The following is a 23,255-nucleotide window of genomic DNA, read 5'->3' as shown; positions in this document are numbered from 1 at the left end:
GCCGCCGGAGCTTGGCAGTAATGTTAGCCTGCGGTGTGACCGACTCGAGCCAAGGTCTTGAGTCTCGATTTTGAGCTTTGAGAAAATCGCTCAAATCTCAAAATACGTCAGTGGAGTAAGGACTAAAGTCCTAACACCACTTGCACTGCGGGCTACATTACTGCCAAGCTCCGGCTCTGGTATTTTTAATTAACTAGAGTTTTAAACCAAATTGGTATTAGTGGATATAAATTTGAACTAGAATATCCTAATTGTATTTAAATGGGTTAATAGGGAATTAGAGATCTCATTATAGATTTAATAAAGCATATCCATGTATAAGCTAATAAGTTAGAGTTACCGATTTTATATTTAGTTCCTTTAATTCCAAACCAAGGAACAGTACCCCTAGCTGGAGGTTGACAGAGAATTTCACTTGCAGTGGAAGTGGCGTTATGGCTTTAGCCATTACACCACAGGACGATTTTGAGACTTGCGGGTTTTGCAAGGCTCAAAATCGAGGGTCGAGACCGCACTCTGGCTCGAGCCGGTCCCACAGCAGGCGAAAATTCTCTGTCAACCGGAAGCGGCATCATTCAATCAACTAATGTACAATAATAATATAGAAACAAAACATTTGGAGGAAACAAACATGACCTTAAAAATTGCATTTATTGGTTTTGGTAAATCAGCCAATCGTTACCACTTGCCTTATCTTAATATCCGAGATAATTTCCAAGTTAAAACTGTCTACACTCGTAAGGCAGTCAATGAAGAACTCGCTAAACCTTATCGTGACAAGGGTGTTAACTTTACCAATGATTTAGCCGATATTTTAAATGATCCGGAAATTGATTTGGTAACCATTTGTACTCCTGCACAAACGCACTATGATTTAGCTAAACAAGTTATTGAAGCTAAAAAGTCCGTTATTGTTGAAAAGCCTTTTGTTGATACTTTGGATCATGCCAAGGAATTGATTCAATTAGGTAAGGACAATGGTGTTTTGGTCATGCCTTATCAGAACCGTCGTTTCGATGGTGATTATTTGGCCGCTAAGCAAGTTATCGACCAAGGATTTTTGGGTGATATTGTTGAGGTTGAATCACATATTGATTATTACCGTCCTAATACTGTTAACGCCAAGGGAACTAAAGAACAGGGTGAATTTTACGGCTTAGGGATTCATTTGATGGACCGGATGGTGGCTTTGTTTGGTCGTCCTGACAAAGTGGTTTATGATATACGTAACACTGAAGTTCCTGATGCGGTTGATAATTACTTTGATGTTGATTTGCATTATGGTACACAGATGAAAGTTAAAGTTAAAGTCAGTACCGATGTTGCTGAAGATTATCCACGTTTTATCGTGCACGGAATGAATGGTTCTTTCATTAAATATGGTGCCGATCAACAGGAAAATGATTTGAAAGCTGGTATTATGCCCGGTACTCCTGGTTTTGGTGAAGACAGTCCGATGTATTATGGTATTGCCAAATATCGTAATTCTAATGGCGATTGGATCAAGAAACAGATTAAGACGCCGCTAGGGGATTATGGTTTGTACTATGATTCAGTTTATGAGACTTTGGTTAATCACAAAGCACGTTTAGTAACTGATGAAGAAATTTTGACTGATATGGAGCTGCTTGAAGCAGGATTTTATCAACCGGCACCAGCAGTTTATGATGTTCCAAAATTAGATTTATAGTTATAGGGGAGAAAAATGAAGGTAGCGTTCACTGATAATGAAAAGTTAAGACTGACGGCCGAAGGAATACTAGTGGGGATTATTTCTGGATTGGTTGTCAGTATGTTCCGATGGTCGATTGCATATTCTTTGAAGGTGTTCCAAGGATTATATATTGCGGCTAGAACTAATGTAATGTTGATAATAGGCTTAGTCGTATTGATGATTGCCATTGCCATTGTTGTTGGCCGTTTGCTGAAAAAAGAACCTGATATTTCAGGATCAGGTATTCCACAAGTTGAAGCTCAATTGGGTGGAGAAATGCAGATGAAGTGGTGGTCAGTTTTATGGCGTAAGTTCATCGGTGGAATATTAAGTATTGGACCAGGCTTGTTTCTTGGACGAGAGGGTCCCTCAATTCAACTTGGTGCAGCCGTTGGTCAAGGTGTTGGTGATTTAACGCATGATAATATCGGTGTTAATCAACGAGTATTGATTGCCAGTGGTGCGGCAGCGGGATTATCTGCAGCTTTTAGTGCCCCAATTGCGGGTGCGATGTTCGTTTTGGAGGAAGTTTATCATAACTTTTCACCATTAGTGTGGATAACATCTTTAGCTAGTGCAGTGAGTGCCAATGTTATTGCACTGTATGTTTTTGGATTACAACCAGTTTTGCAAGTACCATATAAATATAGTTTGCCAATCAAGTACTACTGGCACTTGGTTGTGTTGGGAATTGTCCTCGGTCTAATGGGACGTTTGTATCAAATTTGTACATTGGCAATGCCATCGGTATTTAATTTGACACGTCTACCACGTTATATTCAATGTATTATTCCACTGATTTTGATTGTTCCATTGGGAATGTGGGTCCCACAATTTATCGGTGGTGGAAATGAAATCATCGTCAGCTTACAAGAGTATGGTCCCAGTTTGGGATTAATGGCTGGTTTGCTAGTTATACGTTTTGTCTACTCAATGATTTCATATGGCTCAGGAGTTCCAGGTGGAATATTCTTGCCAATTTTAAATTTGGGTGCAGTTATCGGTGCACTCTATGCGATTGCCATGCATCAAATGGGTTTATTGCCACTGTATTTTGAAAGTAATTTGATTATTTTCGCAATGGCTGGATACTTTGCATGTATTGGTAAAGCACCTTTTACAGCTATTATTTTGGTAACTGAAATGGTCGGTTCACTGAAACACTTAATGCCTTTAGCTGTGATATCATTAGTGGCGTATATTGTCGTCGATCTCTTGAATGGAGCTCCAATTTATGAAGCCTTGAAAGAACGTCTTAATATCAATTCGAATTATCTCAATCGTGTCAGCAAGTTTAATGATCGACTTGAGGTTCCAATATATGAAGGCAGTTCAATCGATGGTAAATATATACGGGATATTCCTTTTCCTAAAGATATTTTAGTTGTTGCCGTTTATCGCGGTGAGAGACAATTGATACCTCGTGGCGATACTTTGATTAAAGCTGGCGACCGATTAATTTGTATGGTTAATGCCGGTCAACGAGCTAAGATGTCGGAAAAGCTAAACAATTTGTTTAAAGGAATGGACTAGAAATTTGACTCCATTTATGTTATTGTTTTAGGAGTGATTTCAGCTTTTTTTAACACCATGAACGGAGGTTTTACAGGTGTATAACATTATCGAAACATTGTTGATAATCGTATCCATTTTGATAGTAATTGCCGTGTTAATGCAACCTACAAAGCAACAAGATGCTTTGAATGCATTGTCTGGTGGTGGTGGGGACCTATTCAGCAACCAGAAGAAACGTGGTTTTGAAGCCTTCATGGTTAAGGTTACCTACGTTTTACTAGTATTGTTCTTTGTGTTCTCACTCATACTAGTATACTTATCATCTCACTAAGCAATTTATCCTCCTGAAAGTTACTCAGGAGGTTTTTTGTTATAAGGAGCAAAATAGTATGAAAATATTACGACCCAGACCATTCTATTTTGATAGTGGATCGACAGCAGTCTTGTTGTTACACTCATTTTCAGGCACTTCCAATGATATGCGACTACTTGGTCGTTTTCTTGAAAGAAGCAATTATTCGGCCTATGCACCAATGTTTGCCGGACACGGAACAGCTGAACCGTTGGATATTTTAGAATTCGGTTCGCCTGAAAAATGGTGGCAACAGACTCAAGAAGCAATTCAATTTTTACAAGAACAGCAGAAGACTCAAATCTATGTCTTTGGACTATCGCTTGGTGCCATCTTCGCTACGAAAGCTTTAGAAGAAATTCCTGAAGTTTCCGGAGGCGGAGTCTTTGGGTCACCATTAGGCAGTACAGGGTATCGTGGAATCAAGGAAGCCTTTTTGACTTATGCGAAAAAGGTGTATTCTGTTCAACAGGACTTAACAGAAATTGAAATTGATTCTAAAATGAGAATTGTAAGTTCTAAAATTGATGCTAAGTTGACTGAGATTAGAAAGACTTCCGTCGGTGTAACAAACCAATTAGCTGAAATAAAGCGACCATATTTTATTGGTCAAGGTACGAACGATAAATTAGTTAATCCGGATGCTGCAACAGAAGTGGCTAAGGACGTTAAAACATCACAGCTACATTTATATAATGCAGGGCATGTTTTAACTATCAACCACGCACATTCTCAACTCGAGAGTGACGTGTTAAATTTTTTAGAAAATAATTGAGGATAGAAATGCCAGATAAAGATAATAAATTAATTGCAGACATACTAGAGGTTTTCAGAAGCAATCCTGACCGTCGTTACAAGTCTGAACAGATTGAAGACGTGTTAAGAATGCATGGAGCATCAGCTTTCAAGCGTGTTGTTCAAGCCCTAGCTGTCTTAGAGGGTGAAAGCAAAATTGCTTTGACCAACAAAGATGAATTCAAGATGGCCGCACCAGAGACTGTCGTTGAAGGAACATTTAAGGGTAATGATAAAGGATTCGGTTTCGTTAGATATGACGAAGTTGACCCTGACGCTTTCATTGCCAGAACTAATACGATGTTCGCTGTTAATGGCGATACCGTTAAAGTTAAGATTACTAAGCCTTCAAATCCTTGGATCGACAAGGGACCAGAAGGAGAAATTATTGAAATTGAAGAACGTTCATTAACCAAGGCTGTGGGTGAATTCCACGCTTATAGTGATGCTCAAGTTGAAAAGACTGGCCATTACGGTTACGTTCAAAGTCATGAAAAGAAGATTGCTTCTTATATGATTTTCATTTCTGACAAGGGACTACACCCACAAATTGGTGATATGGTACAAGTTTCTATCGATGAATATCCTAATGTTAAACACCCTCAAAGTATGGAAGGTACAGCACTAGAAGTTATCGGTAATAAGAATGACCCTGGTGTCGATATTATGTCAATCGTTGTTGATAATGATATTAACCCTGAATTCCCTAATGAAGTGTTGAAAGAAGCTGAAAAGGTTCCAGACCACGTATTGGATTCAGATCGTGTTGGTCGTAAAGACTTAACCGAAAATATGGTTATCACAATTGATGGGGATGACTCAAAAGATTTCGATGATGCCGTTGGACTAGATATGTTGCCAAACGGAAATTATCATTTGGAAGTCGATATCGCCGATGTTACTCACTATGTTAAAGAAGGTTCTCCACTTGATGAAGAAGCTTACAGTCGTGGGACAAGTACTTACTTGGTTGACCGAGTAATTCCTATGTTGCCATTTAGATTGTCAAATGGTATTTGTTCATTGAATCCTGGTGAAGACCGTTTAGCTTTAACTTGTGAGATGGAAATTGACCACGAAGGTAATGTCGTTAAACACGATATTTATCCTAGTGTTATCAGATCTAAGTATCGTATGACTTACAACAACGTTAATGAAATTCTTAAGGGCGACGAAGAGTTGACGGAAGAATACGCTCCAGTTGTACCAATGCTAAAGGAAATGGCTGAACTACATGAAATCTTGTTCAACAAGCGTCATGAACGTGGTGCCATTGACTTTGAGGAAACTGAAGCTCAAATCATCGTTGATGAAAATGGTAAGCCTATCGATATTAAGTTAAGAGAACGTGGAACATCTGAAAAGATGATTGAATCATTCATGTTGGCTGCTAACGAAACAGTTGCTGAACACTACAATGTTAAACATGTTCCTTTCTTATATCGTGTCCACGAAAAGCCTGATGAAGACAAAGTTAAGAACTTCTTTGAATTTGCTGCTGCTATGGGTGTGCAAGTTAAGGGTAATTTGAAAGAGATTACTCCTAAGATGTTCCAAAATGTTTTGGCAAGTGTTGTCGGTACTCCTGAAGAACAAGTTGTTACAATTATGTTGTTGAGAAGTTTACAACAAGCTAGATATTCTGACGAACCACTAGGTCACTTTGGTTTAGCTGCTAAGTACTACACTCACTTTACATCTCCAATCAGACGTTACCCTGACTTGACAGTTCACCGTATGATTCACAGTTATGCTGAAAATGGCTTTACTGACGAGGAACAAACTAAGTGGGGCAACAAGCTTCAAGAAATTGCTGAACACACATCTGGTCGTGAAAGAATTTCAATTAACGCTGAACGTGCTGTTGATGACTTGAAGAAGACTGAATACATGGCTGACCAAGTTGGAAATACTTTCGATGCTGTTGTTAGTTCTGTAACTAGCTTTGGGATGTTCATTCAATTGGATAATACCGTTGAAGGTTTGATTCATATTTCAAACATGAAGGATGACTTCTATGAATATGATGAAAAGAGTATGTCAATGCATGGCCGTGGTACAGGTAAGACCTTTAGAGTTGGTGAACCAATTAAGGTTAAACTTATCAGAGCTGACGTTGAACATCGCCAAATTGACTTTGAGCGTGTCTTGACTCCAGAAGAACAAGAACAAGCAGATAAGCGTGAAGCAGAATTTAAGAAGAAGCGTTCAATGCAACATGGACGCGGACGTGGTGGTCATGGTCGCCACAATGATAACAATAAAAACCATGGTGATAAGAATAGCCATAAAAGACGTGGTAAATACGAAAGTCGGTGATTCTTTTGAAGAAACATCATACAAAAGCTGCTAATGAAGTAGCTAATAATCGTAAAGCTCGTCATGATTATAATATTTTAGAGACATATGAAGCCGGAATCTCTTTGACAGGGACTGAGATTAAATCAGTTCGTGCCAGCAAGATTAATATCAAGGATGGATTTGTCCAAGCGAGAAATGGTGAACTTTGGTTAGAAAATGTTAATATCGGCATTTACAATCAAGGAAATCAATTCAACCATGATCCATTGCGTAACCGAAAGTTACTTTTGCATAAAAAAGAGATTCGAAAGATTTCTGGAAGTGTTCAAGAAAAAGGTATCACTGTGGTACCTTTGAAAGTTTACTTGAAGCACGGATTTGCTAAAGTATTGATTGGCGTGGCTGAAGGTAAGAGACAATACGATAAACGTGAAACAATTAAAAAACGTGATCAAGAGCGAGAAATTAGACGTGTTATGAAAAATGCGTTCTAGTTTTGAAGCGATGATCGCTTTTTTTTTGCCTTTTTAATGTAAGTCTATACAAAGCGTTCAGTTTTAAAAGTTGCATAATGCAATACATCATTAAATCCTTAATAATTATTTAATTAAACAATTTTTTTGACATTCAGTATGATAAACTTAAACCATATTTAAATTATGTTAAGGGGAGTTAATTATGAAGAAAAATTTAATGATTATCGCATTATCTCTAAGTATGATTTTATTAAATGTGGATGTGGCCAATGCTGCTAGTAATAAGGACAATTATCGAGCTGGAGATGTAGTTACTAGTTCAAATAAACTGGATAAAAAAGGCAATATTTATCAAAAACTGTCAGATTATGCTGGTAAAGATACCGTTATTATTGAAAATAGTCCTGATTCATCAAATACTAGTATTAATTTATATGAACTTGAAAATGGAAAATTAGTGAAGACTGGGGACAAGATTAGTCAATTCAGTAATCACTACATGCTCTTTTGGAAAGCTGACCCGGTAAGAATAAATGGAAAAGAATCCTGGAAAATTGGGGACAATTTATTTGTTAAATCGTCACGAGTTTCTCAGATAAATACTCAAAAGATGCAAGCAATCAATCAAAAGGTTCAAAATTATGGTAATTATTCTGTAGGCAATACTACTAATAATAATGAAATGGATACTATTAAGGTCAACAATGATAGTTATGGGTATGTACCAGTAATGTCGCTGCAAAAAGATGGTTCATTCGTTTTAATTAATGATAGGGTTTTGTCTAATGGTTCGAATTGGAAAATTGATAAAATAAGAAGATACAAGGGTGCTGTTTATTGTCAAATAGCAACTAATGAATGGGTCAATGCAACTGACTATGTTGTAAAGTAACTTAGTAAAATGCCGTCTCCAGAACTGGGAAAGGGTAACTGGCTGTGCGGAACGCTTCGAGCCAAAAGGCGGTCTCGAAGCTCGGTTTGAAGCCTTGCCAAGGTTCGGCAAGTCTCCAAACTCGTCCGGTGGTGTAAGCACGGGAAAAGAACCCGTACTAACGCCACTTTCACTGCCAGTTAACCTTTCCCAGTTCTTCCGACTAGTTCAGTTAAAAATATCGAAGATTTAATCACGTGTCTATTTACTGTTCATATGATTTTTTTTAATTTCTAATATGCGCACGTGGGAATCAAAGATGACATTCAAATTGATTCATTAGCAAAAGTACCAAAGCTAGTAAAAATATAAAGAAGAATATGTCTGTAACTTGGCGTCTGAATGAAGATGTAAAGTTATAGGCCTATTCTTCTTTATTTTTATTTTGAGAAATCCTGTCTATGATAAAATTAAAGCAATTAGTTCTAGGGGATGATATAAATGAAAATAGGCTATTTTTCCAGTTCCACGCCGATTACCAAGATATCGCAAAAACGTTTTAATCGGGCTAAGCAATTTTTGCAGAGTAAGGGGTGCGAACTAGTTGCTGGCAAACTAACTGGTCAAAGCGATTTTTACCGTTCAGGAAGTATTAAAAAGCGAGCTGCTGAAATCAATCAGTTAATTCATGATGAAACAATTGATATTTTGATGGCAACAATTGGCGGTCTGAATAGTAACGCTATTTTAAAGTATGTGGATTTCGATTATTTGCAAAGTCATCCTAAGATTGTCGTCGGTTATTCAGATACGACAGCCTTTTTACTAGCCGTGTATACTCAAGCACCAGCTTGTCGAGTTTTGTATGGTCCGGCATTGGTCGCTTCTTTTGGTGAATTTTCACCATTGGTTGATTACACTTGGAAAAGTTTTAAACAAGTTATCGACAACCCACAACAAGTTTTACAAACGGCACCTGAATTTTGGACCGATGAGCGTTTGAATTGGGACGATTTTACGAAAGCCAAGAAATTGTTGCCTAATTATTGGGGATATACACAAACTTCATTTTTAGAAGGACGGATAATTGGTGGTAATTTGGATACAATGTCGGGAATTATTGGCTCTAAGTATTTTCCAAAGTTTTCAAAGGACAATTTACTGTTGATTGAGGACGCCGAAAAAGATGCATCTATCGTTGAGAGAAACTTTTCGATGTTGGATAACAGTGGTATTTTTGATCAGGTTAAAGGGATAATTTTAGGAAAACATGCCCTATTTGATGATTTGGGTACGAACCGTCGGCCAATTGATATTTTGTTAGAAATATTGGATGGTCGGCCAGTACCGATAATTTACGATTACGATGGATGTCATACTGTGCCAATGGTAACAACTCCACTTGGCGATTATGCTAAATTTAATGCGAAAACCAGGCAGGTCCACTTTTCAAAATACTTAGTATGATAAAATTAAGATAATCAGTTCTAGCGGGGGAAATAATGAAAAAAATATGGACTTTTGTCCTAGCTTTTTTAGGGATTATTTTAGCTTTTCAAGTAACTTCTACTAATGTTTCGGCTTCGAGTAAATATCAGATTAAAAAATATAATATCGAAGCTAACGTTAAGAAAAACGGCGATGTCGAATTGACGCAACGTTTGAATTATCATTTTGAAGGTGACTTTCACGGGGTCTTCTATAACCAAAGTCTGAAGGGTGTTAAAGGTGTTACTCAACCGAAAGTTTACGTTGATACTGGTTTTCAAACTTTACCGGTTCGTGAATCGAATAGTGGGGCTAACAATACCTTTAAGGTTACGAAGACCAATAAGAAATTGGGTTTAAAGGTTTACCATGAGATGTCAACTGGGGATGCCGCTTTTATTTATAAATATACTCTCAAAGGGCTAGTCAGAAATTACAATGATACGGCAGTTTTGAATTGGCGAGTCCTCTATGGTTGGAACAATATTTTGAGCAATGTCAAAATTACGGTTAACTTGCCACAGAAGAATATTCCCCAATTGCAAGCGTGGTCACATGGACCTTTAAATGGTCATAATCGAGTGGATCGTAAAAAGGGACGTGTCATTATTACCGTGCCTGAATTGCCTAGTGATGAAATGATTGAGACACGTATGCTTTTCCCAGTATCGGTTACTGCCAATAATAAGTATGTTATTAATAGGAATATGAAACAAAAAGTTCGTGCTGAAGAAAAGCAGTTGGCTATTCAAGCTAATCAGACGCGTCAAAAGCAAACTGGAATTTATTGGTCATTGATGGTTTTTGGAGTTTTAGTTATTTTGGGAATTTACCTCTATAAATACGTTACAATGCGTAAGCGACCTGGCACTAAACATCAAATTCCAACGCCGTTATATCACAGCTTTGATGCACCAGAATTTTTACCTAGTTTTAGTAAGGTGATTTTGGAACGGTTGCATGATGCTGATACGTCGTCATTGACGGCTGACATGATGAATGAAGTTGGTCATCGTCGAATGAAAATAGAAAAAGTTGGTACAACATTTGAAATTACCGCTTTGGTACCGCCAACTAATGACTTTTTCAAGTATATGATCAATGACATTGGCGATGGAAAGAAAGTTACATTGCGAGAAATTAGACATGAAGCTCAGGACTTTGATGGTAAACAACGAGTTACTAAGAATTTCGAAGATTGGGCTTCAAATGCGGCTAAGAATCGAGAACAATATTTGGATTTGCATAATATAGATATTGTCAGTGGATTCAGTTTGGCAGCCATTTCAACCGATATAATTGCGGCTATTATGTTTGTCATAACATTACTCTTTAACAGACCAATGTTGTGGCCGGGAATTACTCTAGCAATTTTAGCTTTATTAGTTTGGGGAGTTTATTATTTTATGAGTAGAAAAATCACTCCATATACTGATAAAGGTGAAATAGCCGTTAACCAAATTCGTGCCTTTAAACGGATGCTTGAGGATATCGACGATATCAAAATGGCTGAAGTAGGTGACATTATTTTGTGGGAACAGTTCATTCCATATGCCATTGCTTTCGGTATTTCTGAGAAAGTAATCAAGGCATTGAGAGTTAACTTTACCCCTGAGCAATTGGGACAATCAGCTGTCCTAGTTAATTACATAGGCTTCAGTACAGCATTCGGAGCATCCAGCGGTACTGGATTCCAGAATTCCTTTGCCGGTGCAATTGGAGCCAGTGGTTCTGCCAGTATCACCGGTGGATCAGGCGGATTTTCAGGTGGTTCATCCGGAGGATTCGGAGGAGGATCTGGGGGAGCATTTTAGGAAGAGAGAGCGGAGCAGGCCTGGGAATTTCCGAGCATTTGCGTAGCTTCACGAATTACGCACCGAACTTGTGCGTGATTTGGGAAGCTATGCAAAGCGGAAGAAATTGGCCTGTGTAGCTCGTTTTAGAGCCACTGCCTATATAAATTCAAATAAACTAAAGGCATCAACAATCACATTCAAGATTGTTGATGCCTTTTTCATTACACCAAAATCATGATAAAATATGTCTACCAAAGATTGAGGGGTACAAATGAGAAAAATATGGGGATTGCTTTTCACTTTGCTAGGCATAATCTGCGCTTTTAACTTCACCACAACGGTTAAAGCTGATGGCGACTATCAGATTGAAAAATATCATGCACAGGCTGACGTTCAAGAAAACGGCGATATCGAGTTGACCCAAAGAATTGATTATAAATTCCAAGGTGATTTTCATGGTGTTTACTATAATCAAAATATCGAGGGAATTAAGGGTGTCACGGCACCACAGATTTCAATTCAAGATGGACAACAAATTACGCCTTTAACGCCAGGTGATTCAGGGCAGGAGAATACTTTCAAGGTCACTAAGACTGATAATTACATGCGTATGAAAGTTTATCATTCAGTCAAGAATCGTAATCTGACATTTATTTACAAATATCGCTTGCTTGGTGCTATTACCAACTATACTGATACGGCTGAACTGAATTGGAAAATGATTGGTGGTGGCTGGGATAAAACCTTACATAATGTCGTTTTAACAGTCAATTTACCTCAATCCAATATTTCCAAATTACAGGCTTGGACGCATGGACCTTCCGATGGCTACACCAATGTTAGTCACGAAAAAGGTCAAGTTGTAATGAAGCTGGCTAAGCTACCGCCACATGAAACAGTAGAAACTCATATGATTTTCCCAACAAGTGTGACGGCAGCTAATCAGAATATCGTTAATAAGAAACATAAAGCAAAGGTTTTGGCGCAAGAAAAACAATTGGTTTTAGACGCTAATGCTAGTCGTCGTCGTAAAAAAATAATTTATCGGGCATTGATTGGCTTTGGTACATTAGTTGTTCTGTTGATTTACATTGTTCGTTTCTATGGATTCCACAAGCATCCGGGAAATAAGCATGTTATTCCAACGCCATTGCATCACTTCTTTGATGAACCAAAATTTTTGCCCAGTTTTACCAAGGTGATTCTTGATCAAACGGATAAAGCCGACAGTCTTTCGTTAACTGCCGATTTGCTTGTCGAAGTAGGGCAACGTCGGATGAAGATTGATAAGGTGAAACGTAGTTATGAAATCACGGCATTAGTCCCTCCAATCAATCCATTTTTCAAGTACTTGATTGAAGAGATTGGCGATGGTACAAAGGTTAGCCTGAAACAGATTAAGCGGTCAACTAAGGGGAATCGTCACAGCAGTCGTAAGTTAGGTAAGAAGTTTGAGAAGTGGTCCAAAGCCGCAGCTGAAGGTAGAAACAAGTATCTTGATTTAGATAATTTGAATATCGTTAAAGACTTTCAATTGGCTGCTATTTCAACAACTATTATTATTTTTATAATGTGGATAATTACGATTATTTTTGATCGAAATGTACTTGTTTCCACGATTATAATGCTTGTTGCAGTTGCGATTGCTTGGATTATTTATGCGATAGCTAAGAAAAAGATTACACCGTATACTGATTTGGGCGAGATTGAAATCAATCAAATTCGAGCTTTTAAACGGATGTTAAAAGATATTGACGATATTAAGATGGCAGAAGTTGGTGACTTGATTCTCTGGGAGCAATTCCTGCCTTATGCGGTCGTTTTTGGAGTATCGGATAAAGTTATTAAGGCTTTGAAGATTAACTTCAGTGCGGAGCAATTAGACAATTCTATGGTAATTCCATATTACATTGGCGCACACAGTTTCATCAATTCAAGTTCATCAGGTTTCCAAGCTTCATTTGGAAATGCTATTACTGGTGGTAATGGTAGTTCCTCAAGTATTTCCGGAGGTTCAGGTGGATTTTCTGGAGGGTCATCAGGTGGTTTTGGTGGCGGCTCCGGTGGTGGAGCTTTCTAAAAAAAGTGTAAAAAAATAGGCTGAGATTTTTTCTCAGTCTATTTTTGCGTCAAATTAAATTAAGCGTGACGACGTTTGAAGTAAACAGTGCCTAGTAGAACACCAAAGCCAAGCAAGCTGAATGCAATTCCAGATTTAGCACCTGTTTGAGGAAGTGTACCGTTAGAATTGTTATTGCTGTTTGAGTTGTTGCCAGGGTTAGTAATTAATCCGCCATTATTGTCGTTGCCATTGTTGTTTGAACCAGGGTTTTCTGGATCAACAACGATGCCACCACCATTATTGCCGCCTTCGTTACCACCGTTATTTTCATTACCGCCATTTTCGTCGACGTCAGGGTCTGTAGTGTTTCCACCATTTCCATCGCCGCCGTCTTCACCATCTTTATCGTCAGTGTCGGGGTCAGTACCACCATCGCCGCCATTGCCTTCAGTACGAGGGTCAGATGTTACGTTAGGTTTAACAGTTTGTTCACCTGAAACGATTGTAAAGTAAATTCTGTCAGGATTTAAATCATATCCATCAGGAGCTTTAGTTTCAAGGAAGTAGTAGTCGCCGGGTTTTAGACCATCGACTGTAATCATTCCTGTTTCATCAGTAACTTGTGTTTCGATTGGGGTATCATCGTGAGCGTTATATAAAGTATATTCAGCTCCGGGAACGCCAGTCGTCATATCGTCACGATCAAACTTTTGAAGCCTTGCGAAGTATGTATCATCAAAAACATATTCTTTAATATTTTCAAAATATATCATTGAAGGTGTTGGATTGTCTTGATTGATAACAACTGTATGTTCTTTGTCAGAAGCCAAGTAACCGTAAGGTGCCCCAGTTTCTTTGACAGTGTAAGTACCATATGGAAGATCATAGAAATGAGCAATCCCGTTAGAATCAGTTGTAGTTGATTCTAACTTTTTACCATTTTCATCAAAGAGCGTGAATTCGGCACCTGATAAACGATAACCAGTTTCCTCATCAATCTTCATAATGACGATAGAACCTTCTTGACTGGCTACTTTTTCGTCTTTAGCGTCGACTGAAACATTTTGTTGATCTTTATTGATTGTAAATGGAATCTCATTGCCATTAACGACGTAATCGCTAGGAGCACTTACTTCTTTAAAGTAGTAATCCCCATAAGCTAAGTCTTTGACATTGATTTGACCATTTTCATCCGTTGTCAGACCAGTTTTAATTGCTTCATCTGAACCATATTTGTAAAGGTCATAAGTAGCTCCGGGGATGAGTGTTTCGTTACCGTCAGAACTCTTCTTTGTTAGAGTTGCTGAACCTAAAACGTCATTACCGTTACCACTACCACTGTTGGTATTACTTGTTACACTACCATCAGCAGAACCATAATTTTTACCACCACTGGTACCAAAGCCATCGGCCCATTCAAAATCAGCGTGGTTTCTGAATTTTACGCCAGCCATATTTGCAGGATCATCAATAGTTGTCTGTAATGTGATGGCATAGAATTGATCGTCTTTAGGTAGGTTACTTATAGTAAAGCCATTTGAACTTTCGTCAAAATCATAAGAACCGCTGTCTATAGGACCAGTCTTCTTATAATAGCCTTCATTATCAGTCCAGTGAGCTTCATATACATCGACTGAACCTGGAACGTAAGTTAGACCAGAGCCGTCTTTGATGTAATCACTAACTTTTAAATTTGGATAATTTTGACTGTTACGATTGACTAAGATAGTCCATGTAACAATCGGATTACCATGTTCGTCAGTACCGATAGTACCTTTCTTAGAAAAGTCAGCGTCAGAAGTTACAACGGTCATATTGTCATTTTGACTACCAATGACAACATCGTTATTACCAATTGAGGCACCTTTACCAACACCAACTCCAGAAGGAATGCTGAGTGAACCAGAGAAGTCCGGTCTTTCCTCAACTTTATCTGTGAAGACAACAGTAATAGTATTATCTGCGTTTAAAGTTGCGTTACCAATGACAGTGCCATCTTTATCTTTAACTTCGAAGGTATTGCCTGGGTCTGTGACTTTAACAGTATTGGGTAGGTCAATTGTCCAAGTATCTCCACCTTGTAGATTCTTGCCAGTGGCGTCCCAATTAAGTGTCAAGTTAATATCACTAGCGGTACCATAATTTTTTTGCTGAATTGACATACCAGTTAGTAAATCATCAGTAGTATAGTTAGTTGCAGCTTGAGTAGTAGTCTGACTACTAAAAGCCAAGACAACTAATCCTAGGGCAGCTACAAAACCAACAAGAAAATTGCGTAATTTTTTCCCCATAAATATTTTCCCCTTTCTATTTAAATACAATTTTAATTATAGAATGAATGAGTTATAGAAAAAAGGGTAAGTCGAAACAAATTATTAATAAATTAATTTTATTTTGCAAAGCCTACTAATAGGAAGTTTCTAGTTTGAAACTGCTACCATATATTGTGAAATTATGAAAATTGGTACAATATCTAGCATAGAAGTGATATTATTATGAATGTTGTTTTTTTACAAATAGAGAATAAATTGAGGTATGGAGGAGAATAATGATGATCGTATTGAGCGGCGCAATCGGAGCCGGTAAGAGTTCATTGGCAAAATTGTTATCAGAACATTTAGGAACAGAGGCTTTCTATGAACAGGTTGATAACAACCCAGTTTTGCCACTATTTTATAAGGACCCAAAGAAGTATGCATTCTTGCTACAAATTTACTTCTTGAACAAACGTTTTGAATCAATCAAGAAAGCTATGGTACAAGATAACAATGTTTTGGACCGTTCTATCTATGAAGATTCACTATTTTTCCATATGAACGCTGATATGGGAAGAGCTACTCCACAAGAAGTTAAAGTTTATGATGAATTGCTAGATAACATGATGCAAGAATTACCATATGCCGCAGCTAAAAAAGCTCCTGATTTGTTGGTACACTTGGATATTTCATACGACACAATGATTCACCGTATTGAAAAACGTGGCCGTTCATACGAACAACCAGAACAAGACCCAACATTACCAGAATACTATCACCAATTACTTGACCGTTATGACGGTTGGTATGACGATTACGATTACAGTCCCAAGATGAAACTTGACGGTGACAAATACGATTTCGTTGAAAATCCAGAAGATCGTCAAAAAGTTCTTGATATGATTGATGAACAATTACGTCAACGTGGTACATTAGATTAATAATTAAGATTTTTACATATTAAAGAAGCCACAACAGGAATTTGATTTTCTTGTGTGGCTTTTTTCGTTTCGCTGATATTTCATATTTAACGCGTGGTGCTAGTTGATAACCTATTATAAATATTTCATAGTCTAAAATTGTTTGAATGCTTTCACATTCAACTAATAACGATTAATTAGTCGGAAGAGCTGGGAAATATTTGTGTGCCGTGGTAGTGGTATAAGTACGGAAGGAATCTTCCGTACTTATACCACCGGACGTGTTTGGAGACTTGACGAACTGTGTCAAGGCTTCAAACCGAGGTTCGAGACCGCATTTTGGCTCGGACCGTTCCGCACAGCTTGAGAATATTTCCCAGCTCTGGAGACGGCATACTTAACTTGCGACCAAAGGAAAAATAAGATAACCTATTAGAGGCAGTTTGCACTGGTAACCTGCTATTAATTAAAACAGTGGAGGTTTTACTTTGAGTAATTTAAAAACAAGAGATATCACCCAATTGGCGTTGATTGCGGCACTTTACGTTGCTATCACAATTGCACCAGGGATTTCCGCCTTTTCATATGGCCAGATTCAATTCCGTGTTTCGGAGATTTTAATGTTATTGCCATTTTTCAATCATAAGTACAGTTGGTCTTTGATTGCCGGATGCTTCATTTCAAATCTTTTCAGTGCCCAATTAGGGATGTACGATATCGTCTTAGGAACTTTAGCAACAGCAGTTGCCTGTCTCATCATTACTAGAATTCCCGCACGTAATAGCTTATTGTGGACTGTGCCGGTCGTTTGTGCCGTCGTTAACGGTATTATTGTCGGCGCAGAATTACATTTCGTTTTGAAATTGCCATTCTGGTTGAATCTAGTAACAGTTGGCTTTGGCGAACTTGTCGTTGTTGCTATCGGAGCTGTCGTGTTCTATTTCTTAATGGAAAACAAAAATTTCAGCAAATTAATAAGGTAAGACGAAGGATGGGGGAAGTGATTCCTCCATTTTTTTGTTATAATCTACTCTATAGAGTATTGTGAGGAGATGTGTTTATATGAATATCGGAATTTTTACCGATACATACTTCCCCCAAGTGAGTGGGGTAGCAACATCAATCCAGACATTGAAAAATGACTTGGAGCGTAAAGGTCACTCAGTTTATATTTTTACAACGACTGACCCTAATGTGCCAAAGAACACAGTTGAACCAAACATCTTTCGTTTAGCTAGTGTGCCTTTTATCTCATTCACCGATAGAAGAATTGCTATCCGCGGGATGTTTCATGCGGTTGATTTAGCAAAAGAATTAAAATTGGATATTATCCATACACAGACTGAATTTTCATTGGGAATGATTGGGAAGTTTGTTGCCAAGCAGTTAAAGATTCCATTCGTTCACACATATCACACAATGTATGAAGATTATTTGCATTATGTTTTGAATGGTCATTTATTGAAGCCATATCATGTTAAGCAAGTAACTCGTTTATTTTTAAAGAATGCTTCCGGAGTGGTTGCTCCAAGTGTGCAAGTTAAAGAGACAATGGATCGTTATGACATCAAGACACCAATTTCAATTATTCCAACGGGTGTTGATTTATCCGAGTATACTAAGCCAGTTAATGTGTCTAATTTACGTGAAAAGTTAGGACTAGCCGATGATACACCGGTTATTTTGATGTTGAGCCGGATTGCTTTGGAGAAAAAAATTGACCATATGTTAAAGTCAATGCCAGAGCTTTTGAAATACAATCCTAAGATAATGTTAGTGATTGTTGGTGATGGGCCTGATATGGATGAATTAGTCCAAATGAGTAAGGACCTTGGTATCAGTGACAATGTTATCTTTACTGGTGAAGTCGAACATGATCAAATTTCACCTTATTATCACATGGCAAATATTTTCGTTTCTTCCAGTGATACTGAATCGCAAGGTTTGACTTATATTGAAGCGATTGCATCTGGAACAAAGATTATTGTTAGAAGCGCACCATATACGGATGCCTTGTTGACTGATCCTTCAGTTGGTGTAACATTCAACGAAGATGATCAGTTAGTACCTAAAGTTAAGACGTATCTCGATCACCCTAATTCATTTGATGACCGTGAAGCCCGTCAAAAAGTGCTTTATGGTATTTCATCTGATGGATTTGGTAATGCGATTCTTGACTTCTACCGTCGAGCTGAAGATTACTTTATAAGGGAGAAACTTTCAGATTCATCAATTGATCCAGAGGAGTATTCGAATGATTAAGATTAATATGTTTTCATCTGCAGATAAAGTAGCTGGCCAAGGTGTCGGTAGTGCTTATAAAGAATTGATTGACTTGTTGAAAGATCACTTTAGTGACGAATTCGACGTTAAGATAAATGATTATCATGCCAGCGATTTGAGTCACTATCATACAATCGACCCACAATTTTATTTGTCGACTTTTTCTAAAAAGCGTGGTCGTAAGATTGGCTACGTTCATTTCTTGCCTGAAACACTGGAAGGCAGCATTAAATTGCCTGAACCAGCTAAGAGTGTTTTTTACAAGTATGTCATCAGCTTTTACAAACGCATGGATCAAATCGTCGTTGTAAATCCAACATTTATCGACAAATTGGTTGCCCACGGTTTGGACCGCAATAAAATCAAATATATTCCTAATTTTGTTTCAACTGAGAACTTCTATGAGAAGACTGCTGAAGAAAAAGCTGATTTTCGTAAAAAGTTGGGAATTCCGGCAGATAAATTCGTAGTTTTTGGTGATGGACAAGTTCAAGAGCGTAAAGGTGTCGATGATTTCTACAAGTTGGCACAGACTAATCCAGATATTCAATTTATCTGGGCTGGTGGCTTTTCATTTGGCAAAATCACTGATGGTTACGACCGTTACAAGGATATGATTGATAACGCTCCAAGCAATATGAAATTTACAGGGATAGTTGATAGAAATGATTTAGTAAACTACTATAATATCTGTAATTTATTCTTATTGCCTTCATATGACGAATTGTTCCCAATGTCAGTTTTGGAAGCCTTCAGTTGTGGTGCACCAGTTCTCTTGAGAGATTTGGATTTGTACCGTGCGATTATCGATGGCTACTATCAAAAGGCTGATGGCTTTGCCGATATGAACGCGTTCATCAACAAGGCTAATCATGATCGTTCAATTTTGGATGATTTCAAGAAGAAGTCTAAAGAAGCAAGTACACAATACTCAGAAGAAAATTTGAGTAAAATTTGGTATGATTTCTATACGAGTCAATATAATATTGCACAACAGGACAAATAATGAGTAGAAAACAAATTGCTGCACTTTTTGTAATGATTGGATTGGGTGTTGGTATTTTCTGGTGGGAAGCTAGAAAAATCAACTTCAGTTCTTTAGTTTCAACTTTTAAGAGTTTGAACTACTTCTGGCTAGCGGTGGCATTCTTATCAATTATACTATCGTATGGCGTTGAAGCCTTAGTTTTGCATACACTCTTAAAAAAGAAAGAAGACCGCAAGTTTGGGTGGTGGGAAATGTACCGGATTCCTTTACTCCAAGCTTTGTTTAACGCGATAACGCCATTTTCATCTGGTGGACAACCTGCACAATTACTCGGTTTAATGCAATCAAAAATCGACGGTGGGCGGGCTAGTTCCGTGTTATTGATGAAATTCGTTATCTACCAAGCAATGGTTTTAGTTAACTTCATTGTCGCAATGTTAGTTAGTTTCAACAGTGTCGCTAAGCATTTTTCGGGTTTAGCGACCTTGATTGTTTTTGGGATGGTCATTCACGTTGTTACCATTTCTTTCTTGTTGATGATCATGTATTACTATGATTTCACAAAAAAAATGGTACAAATTGTTTTGAAACCGGTTTTATTTTTTCTTAAATCGGAAAAACGTGATAAAATTTTACAGTCAGCTATGAATTATATCGATAGCTTCTATAAAGAGAGCTTAGTTCTGAAGCGTGAAAAGAAGAAAGTTATCAAAGCTTCACTACTAACTATCGTGCAGCTATTCCTATATTACTTCGTAGTCTACTTTGTTTTACTGGCATTGAATTGCGATCATGTTAATGTTGTGGATGTTTTAGTAATGCACATTATGATCGTTATGATTGTCTCAATTTTCCCAATCCCTGGTGGATCAGGTGGGGCAGAATTCAGTTTCAAGACATTGTTTGCTGGATTTATACCTTCTCCTTCAGGATTGATCTTGGGTATGTTTTTATGGAGATTTATTACGTATTATTTGGGGATGTTCTTAGGGATTATTGCTGTTTCGAAGAAACCGAAAATTGAACAACAAGTTGCTAATAAATCTATGGAGCGAAAATAATGAAGCGTATTACTAAAGGTATTTCTAATTTCTTGAATACTAGGCTGGGTTTTGTAATCCTAGCTGTATTTCTATACACTCTTAAAACTATTTATGCTTATGAAACTAAGTTTAACTTAGGTGTTAAGGGTTCGATTCAAACTTTCTTGATGATTATCAATCCGATTCCAGTCATGTTATTGCTGTTCGGTATCTCATTGTATATGAAGGGAAGAAAGTCCTACATTTTCCTATTGATAATTGATTTCTTGGATACCGTCTGGTTATTCTCTAACATCTTGTATTATCGTGAATTTTCAGATTTCTTGACGATGGTTTTGATTAAGGGGTCCGGTTCAGTTACAAATAACCTAGGTAAGAGTATCTTAGGTATCTTGAAGCCAACCGACTTCTTAGTCTTTGCCGATGTGATTATTCTGATATTGTTATTGGCTTTCCATGTCATTAAGATGGATATTAAACGCCTCAACTGGCGGATTCCAGTTCTAATCAGTTCACTGGCTGTCTTGTTATTTGGTGCTAATCTAACTTTAGCTGAAAGTGACCGTTCACAACTTTTGACAAGAACTTTCGATAATAACTATATCGTGAAGTATTTGGGACTAAATGTCTTTAATGTGTACGATATGGTTAAGACAACACAGACTAATGCTGTTAAGTCGCAAGCCAAGAGTTCCGATATCAATTCAATTGAAAAGTATATGAAAGACAATTACGTACAGCCTAATGTGGAATACACAGGAGTTGCTAAGGGTAAGAATGTCTTTATTATCCATTTGGAGAGTTTGCAACAGTTCATGATTGACTATAAGGTCGATGGCGAAGAGGTAACTCCAAACTTGAACAAACTTTATCATCAAGACGATACCTTGAGTTTTGACAACTTCTTTAACCAAGTTGGACAAGGTAAGACTGCCGATGCGGAATTGATGCTGGAAAACTCACTCTTTGGATTACCAGAAGGTTCAGCTATGGTTACTGATGGTACGACAAATACCTTCCAAGCTGCTCCAGCCATTTTGGATCAAGAGGCCGGCTATACGTCCGCTTCATTCCATGGGGATGTTCCAAGTTTCTGGAATCGTGACAATGCTTATAAGTCATGGGGATACGACTACTTCTTCAGTTCTAACTATTATAAAGAGAAGAAGAGCTATAACGTCGGCTATGGTATGAAAGATAAGATTTTCATGCGTGATTCTGCACAATATATTGAACAATTGCCACAGCCTTTCTATGCAAAACTGATTACCGTTACGAACCACTATCCATATACTCTAGATAAGAAGAACCAATCAATCGAAAAGACTGATACTGGCGATAAGACTGTCGATGGCTATGTCCAAACAGCTCATTACTTGGATCAATCTATCGGTGAGTTTATGGCATGGTTGAAAGAAACTGGCCTAGATAAGAACAGTATGGTTGTACTATATGGTGATCACTACGGTATTTCTAATAACCATAAGAAAGCCATGGCTAAGTTGACAGGTATTAAAGGATTCAATGAATTCAATGATGCTCAATATCAACGTGTACCATTTATGATTCATATGGATGGACTAAAAGGTGGAATCAACCATACTTATGGTGGTGAAATCGATGTTCTTCCTACACTATTGAACCTATTAGGAATCGATAATAAGAATATGATTCAATTTGGTAGTGATATGTTATCTAGTGAACATTCACAAGTCGTAGCGTTTAGAAATGGTAACTTCGTCTCGCCAACGGTATCGAAGGTCGGGGGAACTTACTATAATACTAAGACGGGTAAAGTGGACAAGAAGATTTCTAAAGAAGAGAAAGAGAAACTCTCTAACCGTGTAACAACAGAATTGTCGTTGTCAGATCGTGTTATCAACGGAGATCTCTTGAGGTTCCATAAACTACCTGGATTTACAACTGTTAATAAGAAAGACTACTCATATAAGAAGAGTACTGCCTTGAAAGCACTCAAGAAGGCACAAAAGGAGAAAGGGACTAGTCTATTGGCTCAGAATGACAATAAGTCAATGGTTGATCTCTATCAAACAGACGCGCCAGAATTGAGTTCTGACAAGTAAATAGAAGCGAGAGTGTGACAGACATGGTCAACTTTCGAGTATTAAGACAAATGGCTCCAGTAATCCAATTTGGGATTGCTGGGGCTATTTGTTTGTTTAAGTGGAAAAAGCTATGTTTTGTTACGTGTTTATGCTGTATGTTTGAGGTGAAAAATCACCATTTTTTGTATGGACAGAGTCCGTTAATAGGTAGTAAGATAGTGTTTAACAGCGGATATGATTAATCTTTTGAAAAAAATTCAACTTTTTTGTAAAAAAGGGTTGCGCAAACTTAATCTAATTGGTAATATATATCTTGTTGTTGCGACAGAT

At 37.7% G+C, this 23,255-nt stretch carries 17 protein-coding genes; 16 read left to right on the top strand and 1 reads right to left on the bottom strand.

From position 1 onward, the window contains the following. Window positions 1–631 precede the first annotated feature (631 nt). From JP39_RS07845 to JP39_RS07800, 10 genes are all read left to right on the top strand, one after another. The gene (locus tag JP39_RS07845; RefSeq protein WP_041501749.1) at window positions 632–1,690 is read left to right on the top strand and encodes an oxidoreductase; all 1,059 of its coding nucleotides are present in this window, start codon (window positions 632–634) and stop codon (window positions 1,688–1,690) included. Window positions 1,691–1,705: 15 nt separating this feature from the next. Then, entirely contained in the window at window positions 1,706–3,247 is a 1,542-nt protein-coding gene (locus JP39_RS07840; protein ID WP_041501750.1) for a ClC family H(+)/Cl(-) exchange transporter, read from the top strand. 76 nt (window positions 3,248–3,323) lie between these two features. Next, window positions 3,324–3,560, top strand: a complete 237-nt coding sequence (gene secG / locus JP39_RS07835) for a preprotein translocase subunit SecG (protein WP_041501751.1) — start codon at window positions 3,324–3,326, stop codon at window positions 3,558–3,560. A 58-nt stretch (window positions 3,561–3,618) separates the two neighbouring features. Then, a complete protein-coding gene (locus JP39_RS07830; protein WP_041501752.1) occupies window positions 3,619–4,356 on the top strand; it encodes an alpha/beta hydrolase in 738 nt (245 codons plus the stop codon). A gap of 8 nt (window positions 4,357–4,364) precedes the next feature. After that, window positions 4,365–6,695, top strand: coding sequence for a ribonuclease R (rnr, locus tag JP39_RS07825; RefSeq protein WP_041501753.1), 2,331 nt, complete (start codon window positions 4,365–4,367; stop codon window positions 6,693–6,695). A gap of 5 nt (window positions 6,696–6,700) precedes the next feature. Beyond that, window positions 6,701–7,171 (top strand): SsrA-binding protein SmpB, encoded by a 471-nt coding sequence (gene smpB / locus JP39_RS07820; RefSeq protein WP_041501754.1) that lies wholly within the window; start codon window positions 6,701–6,703, stop codon window positions 7,169–7,171. A 184-nt stretch (window positions 7,172–7,355) separates the two neighbouring features. Further along, window positions 7,356–8,045 carry a hypothetical protein gene (locus JP39_RS07815; protein WP_041501755.1) on the top strand — a complete coding sequence of 230 codons (690 nt, stop codon included), beginning with the start codon at window positions 7,356–7,358 and terminating at the stop codon, window positions 8,043–8,045. Window positions 8,046–8,525: 480 nt separating this feature from the next. Beyond that, complete coding sequence (locus JP39_RS07810; protein ID WP_041501756.1) at window positions 8,526–9,491, top strand: S66 family peptidase; 966 nt, start codon at window positions 8,526–8,528, stop codon at window positions 9,489–9,491. Between the two features lie 35 nt (window positions 9,492–9,526). After that, window positions 9,527–11,326, top strand: a complete 1,800-nt coding sequence (locus JP39_RS07805; protein WP_041501757.1) for a DUF2207 domain-containing protein — start codon at window positions 9,527–9,529, stop codon at window positions 11,324–11,326. Window positions 11,327–11,579: 253 nt separating this feature from the next. Beyond that, window positions 11,580–13,388, top strand: a complete 1,809-nt coding sequence (locus JP39_RS07800; protein ID WP_041501758.1) for a DUF2207 domain-containing protein — start codon at window positions 11,580–11,582, stop codon at window positions 13,386–13,388. Between the two features lie 59 nt (window positions 13,389–13,447). Here JP39_RS07800 and JP39_RS07795 read toward each other — a convergent pair whose 3' ends face one another. Further along, window positions 13,448–15,661, bottom strand: coding sequence for an LPXTG cell wall anchor domain-containing protein (locus JP39_RS07795; RefSeq protein WP_041501759.1), 2,214 nt, complete (start codon window positions 15,659–15,661; stop codon window positions 13,448–13,450). A 260-nt stretch (window positions 15,662–15,921) separates the two neighbouring features. Here JP39_RS07795 and JP39_RS07790 point away from each other — a divergent pair, with 260 nt between their 5' ends. From JP39_RS07790 to JP39_RS07765, 6 genes are all read left to right on the top strand, one after another. After that, complete coding sequence (locus JP39_RS07790) at window positions 15,922–16,566, top strand: deoxynucleoside kinase (RefSeq protein WP_041501772.1); 645 nt, start codon at window positions 15,922–15,924, stop codon at window positions 16,564–16,566. A gap of 467 nt (window positions 16,567–17,033) precedes the next feature. Beyond that, window positions 17,034–17,528 carry a QueT transporter family protein gene (locus tag JP39_RS07785; protein ID WP_048698734.1) on the top strand — a complete coding sequence of 165 codons (495 nt, stop codon included), beginning with the start codon at window positions 17,034–17,036 and terminating at the stop codon, window positions 17,526–17,528. Window positions 17,529–17,607: 79 nt separating this feature from the next. Beyond that, window positions 17,608–18,807 carry a glycosyltransferase family 4 protein gene (locus tag JP39_RS07780; RefSeq protein WP_041501760.1) on the top strand — a complete coding sequence of 400 codons (1,200 nt, stop codon included), beginning with the start codon at window positions 17,608–17,610 and terminating at the stop codon, window positions 18,805–18,807. Next, entirely contained in the window at window positions 18,800–19,834 is a 1,035-nt protein-coding gene (locus JP39_RS07775) for a glycosyltransferase family 4 protein (protein ID WP_041501761.1), read from the top strand. The genes JP39_RS07780 and JP39_RS07775 overlap by 8 nt, the downstream gene beginning before the upstream one ends. Continuing rightward, window positions 19,834–20,877 carry a lysylphosphatidylglycerol synthase transmembrane domain-containing protein gene (locus tag JP39_RS07770; RefSeq protein ID WP_041501762.1) on the top strand — a complete coding sequence of 348 codons (1,044 nt, stop codon included), beginning with the start codon at window positions 19,834–19,836 and terminating at the stop codon, window positions 20,875–20,877. The genes JP39_RS07775 and JP39_RS07770 overlap by 1 nt, the downstream gene beginning before the upstream one ends. Next, entirely contained in the window at window positions 20,877–22,943 is a 2,067-nt protein-coding gene (locus JP39_RS07765; protein WP_041501763.1) for an LTA synthase family protein, read from the top strand. Before JP39_RS07770 ends, JP39_RS07765 begins: the two co-directional genes overlap by 1 nt. The last annotated feature ends 312 nt before the right edge of the window (window positions 22,944–23,255 follow it).

Origin of the sequence: Companilactobacillus heilongjiangensis (assembly GCF_000831645.3) — a bacterium.
Taxonomy (GTDB): Bacteria; Bacillota; Bacilli; order Lactobacillales; family Lactobacillaceae; genus Companilactobacillus; species Companilactobacillus heilongjiangensis.
The sequence above is the reverse complement of the archived record's forward strand: the minus strand, read 5'-3'. Positions and strand labels throughout refer to the sequence as shown.

Bases quoted from the DNA above. Each gene is read 5' to 3' on its own strand.
- JP39_RS07800 (WP_041501758.1), top strand. From the start codon at position 11,580: ATGAGAAAAATATGGGGATTGCTTTTCACTTTGCTAGGCATAATCTGC.
- JP39_RS07845 (WP_041501749.1), top strand. From the start codon at position 632: ATGACCTTAAAAATTGCATTTATTGGTTTTGGTAAATCAGCCAATCGT.
- JP39_RS07775 (WP_041501761.1), top strand. From the start codon at position 18,800: ATGATTAAGATTAATATGTTTTCATCTGCAGATAAAGTAGCTGGCCAA.
- JP39_RS07840 (WP_041501750.1), top strand. From the start codon at position 1,706: ATGAAGGTAGCGTTCACTGATAATGAAAAGTTAAGACTGACGGCCGAA.
- JP39_RS07830 (WP_041501752.1), top strand. From the start codon at position 3,619: ATGAAAATATTACGACCCAGACCATTCTATTTTGATAGTGGATCGACA.
- JP39_RS07770 (WP_041501762.1), top strand. From the start codon at position 19,834: ATGAGTAGAAAACAAATTGCTGCACTTTTTGTAATGATTGGATTGGGT.
- JP39_RS07780 (WP_041501760.1), top strand. From the start codon at position 17,608: ATGAATATCGGAATTTTTACCGATACATACTTCCCCCAAGTGAGTGGG.
- JP39_RS07765 (WP_041501763.1), top strand. From the start codon at position 20,877: ATGAAGCGTATTACTAAAGGTATTTCTAATTTCTTGAATACTAGGCTG.
- rnr (WP_041501753.1), top strand. From the start codon at position 4,365: ATGCCAGATAAAGATAATAAATTAATTGCAGACATACTAGAGGTTTTC.
- JP39_RS07790 (WP_041501772.1), top strand. From the start codon at position 15,922: ATGATCGTATTGAGCGGCGCAATCGGAGCCGGTAAGAGTTCATTGGCA.
- JP39_RS07795 (WP_041501759.1), bottom strand. From the start codon at position 15,661: ATGGGGAAAAAATTACGCAATTTTCTTGTTGGTTTTGTAGCTGCCCTA.
- JP39_RS07815 (WP_041501755.1), top strand. From the start codon at position 7,356: ATGAAGAAAAATTTAATGATTATCGCATTATCTCTAAGTATGATTTTA.
- JP39_RS07810 (WP_041501756.1), top strand. From the start codon at position 8,526: ATGAAAATAGGCTATTTTTCCAGTTCCACGCCGATTACCAAGATATCG.
- JP39_RS07805 (WP_041501757.1), top strand. From the start codon at position 9,527: ATGAAAAAAATATGGACTTTTGTCCTAGCTTTTTTAGGGATTATTTTA.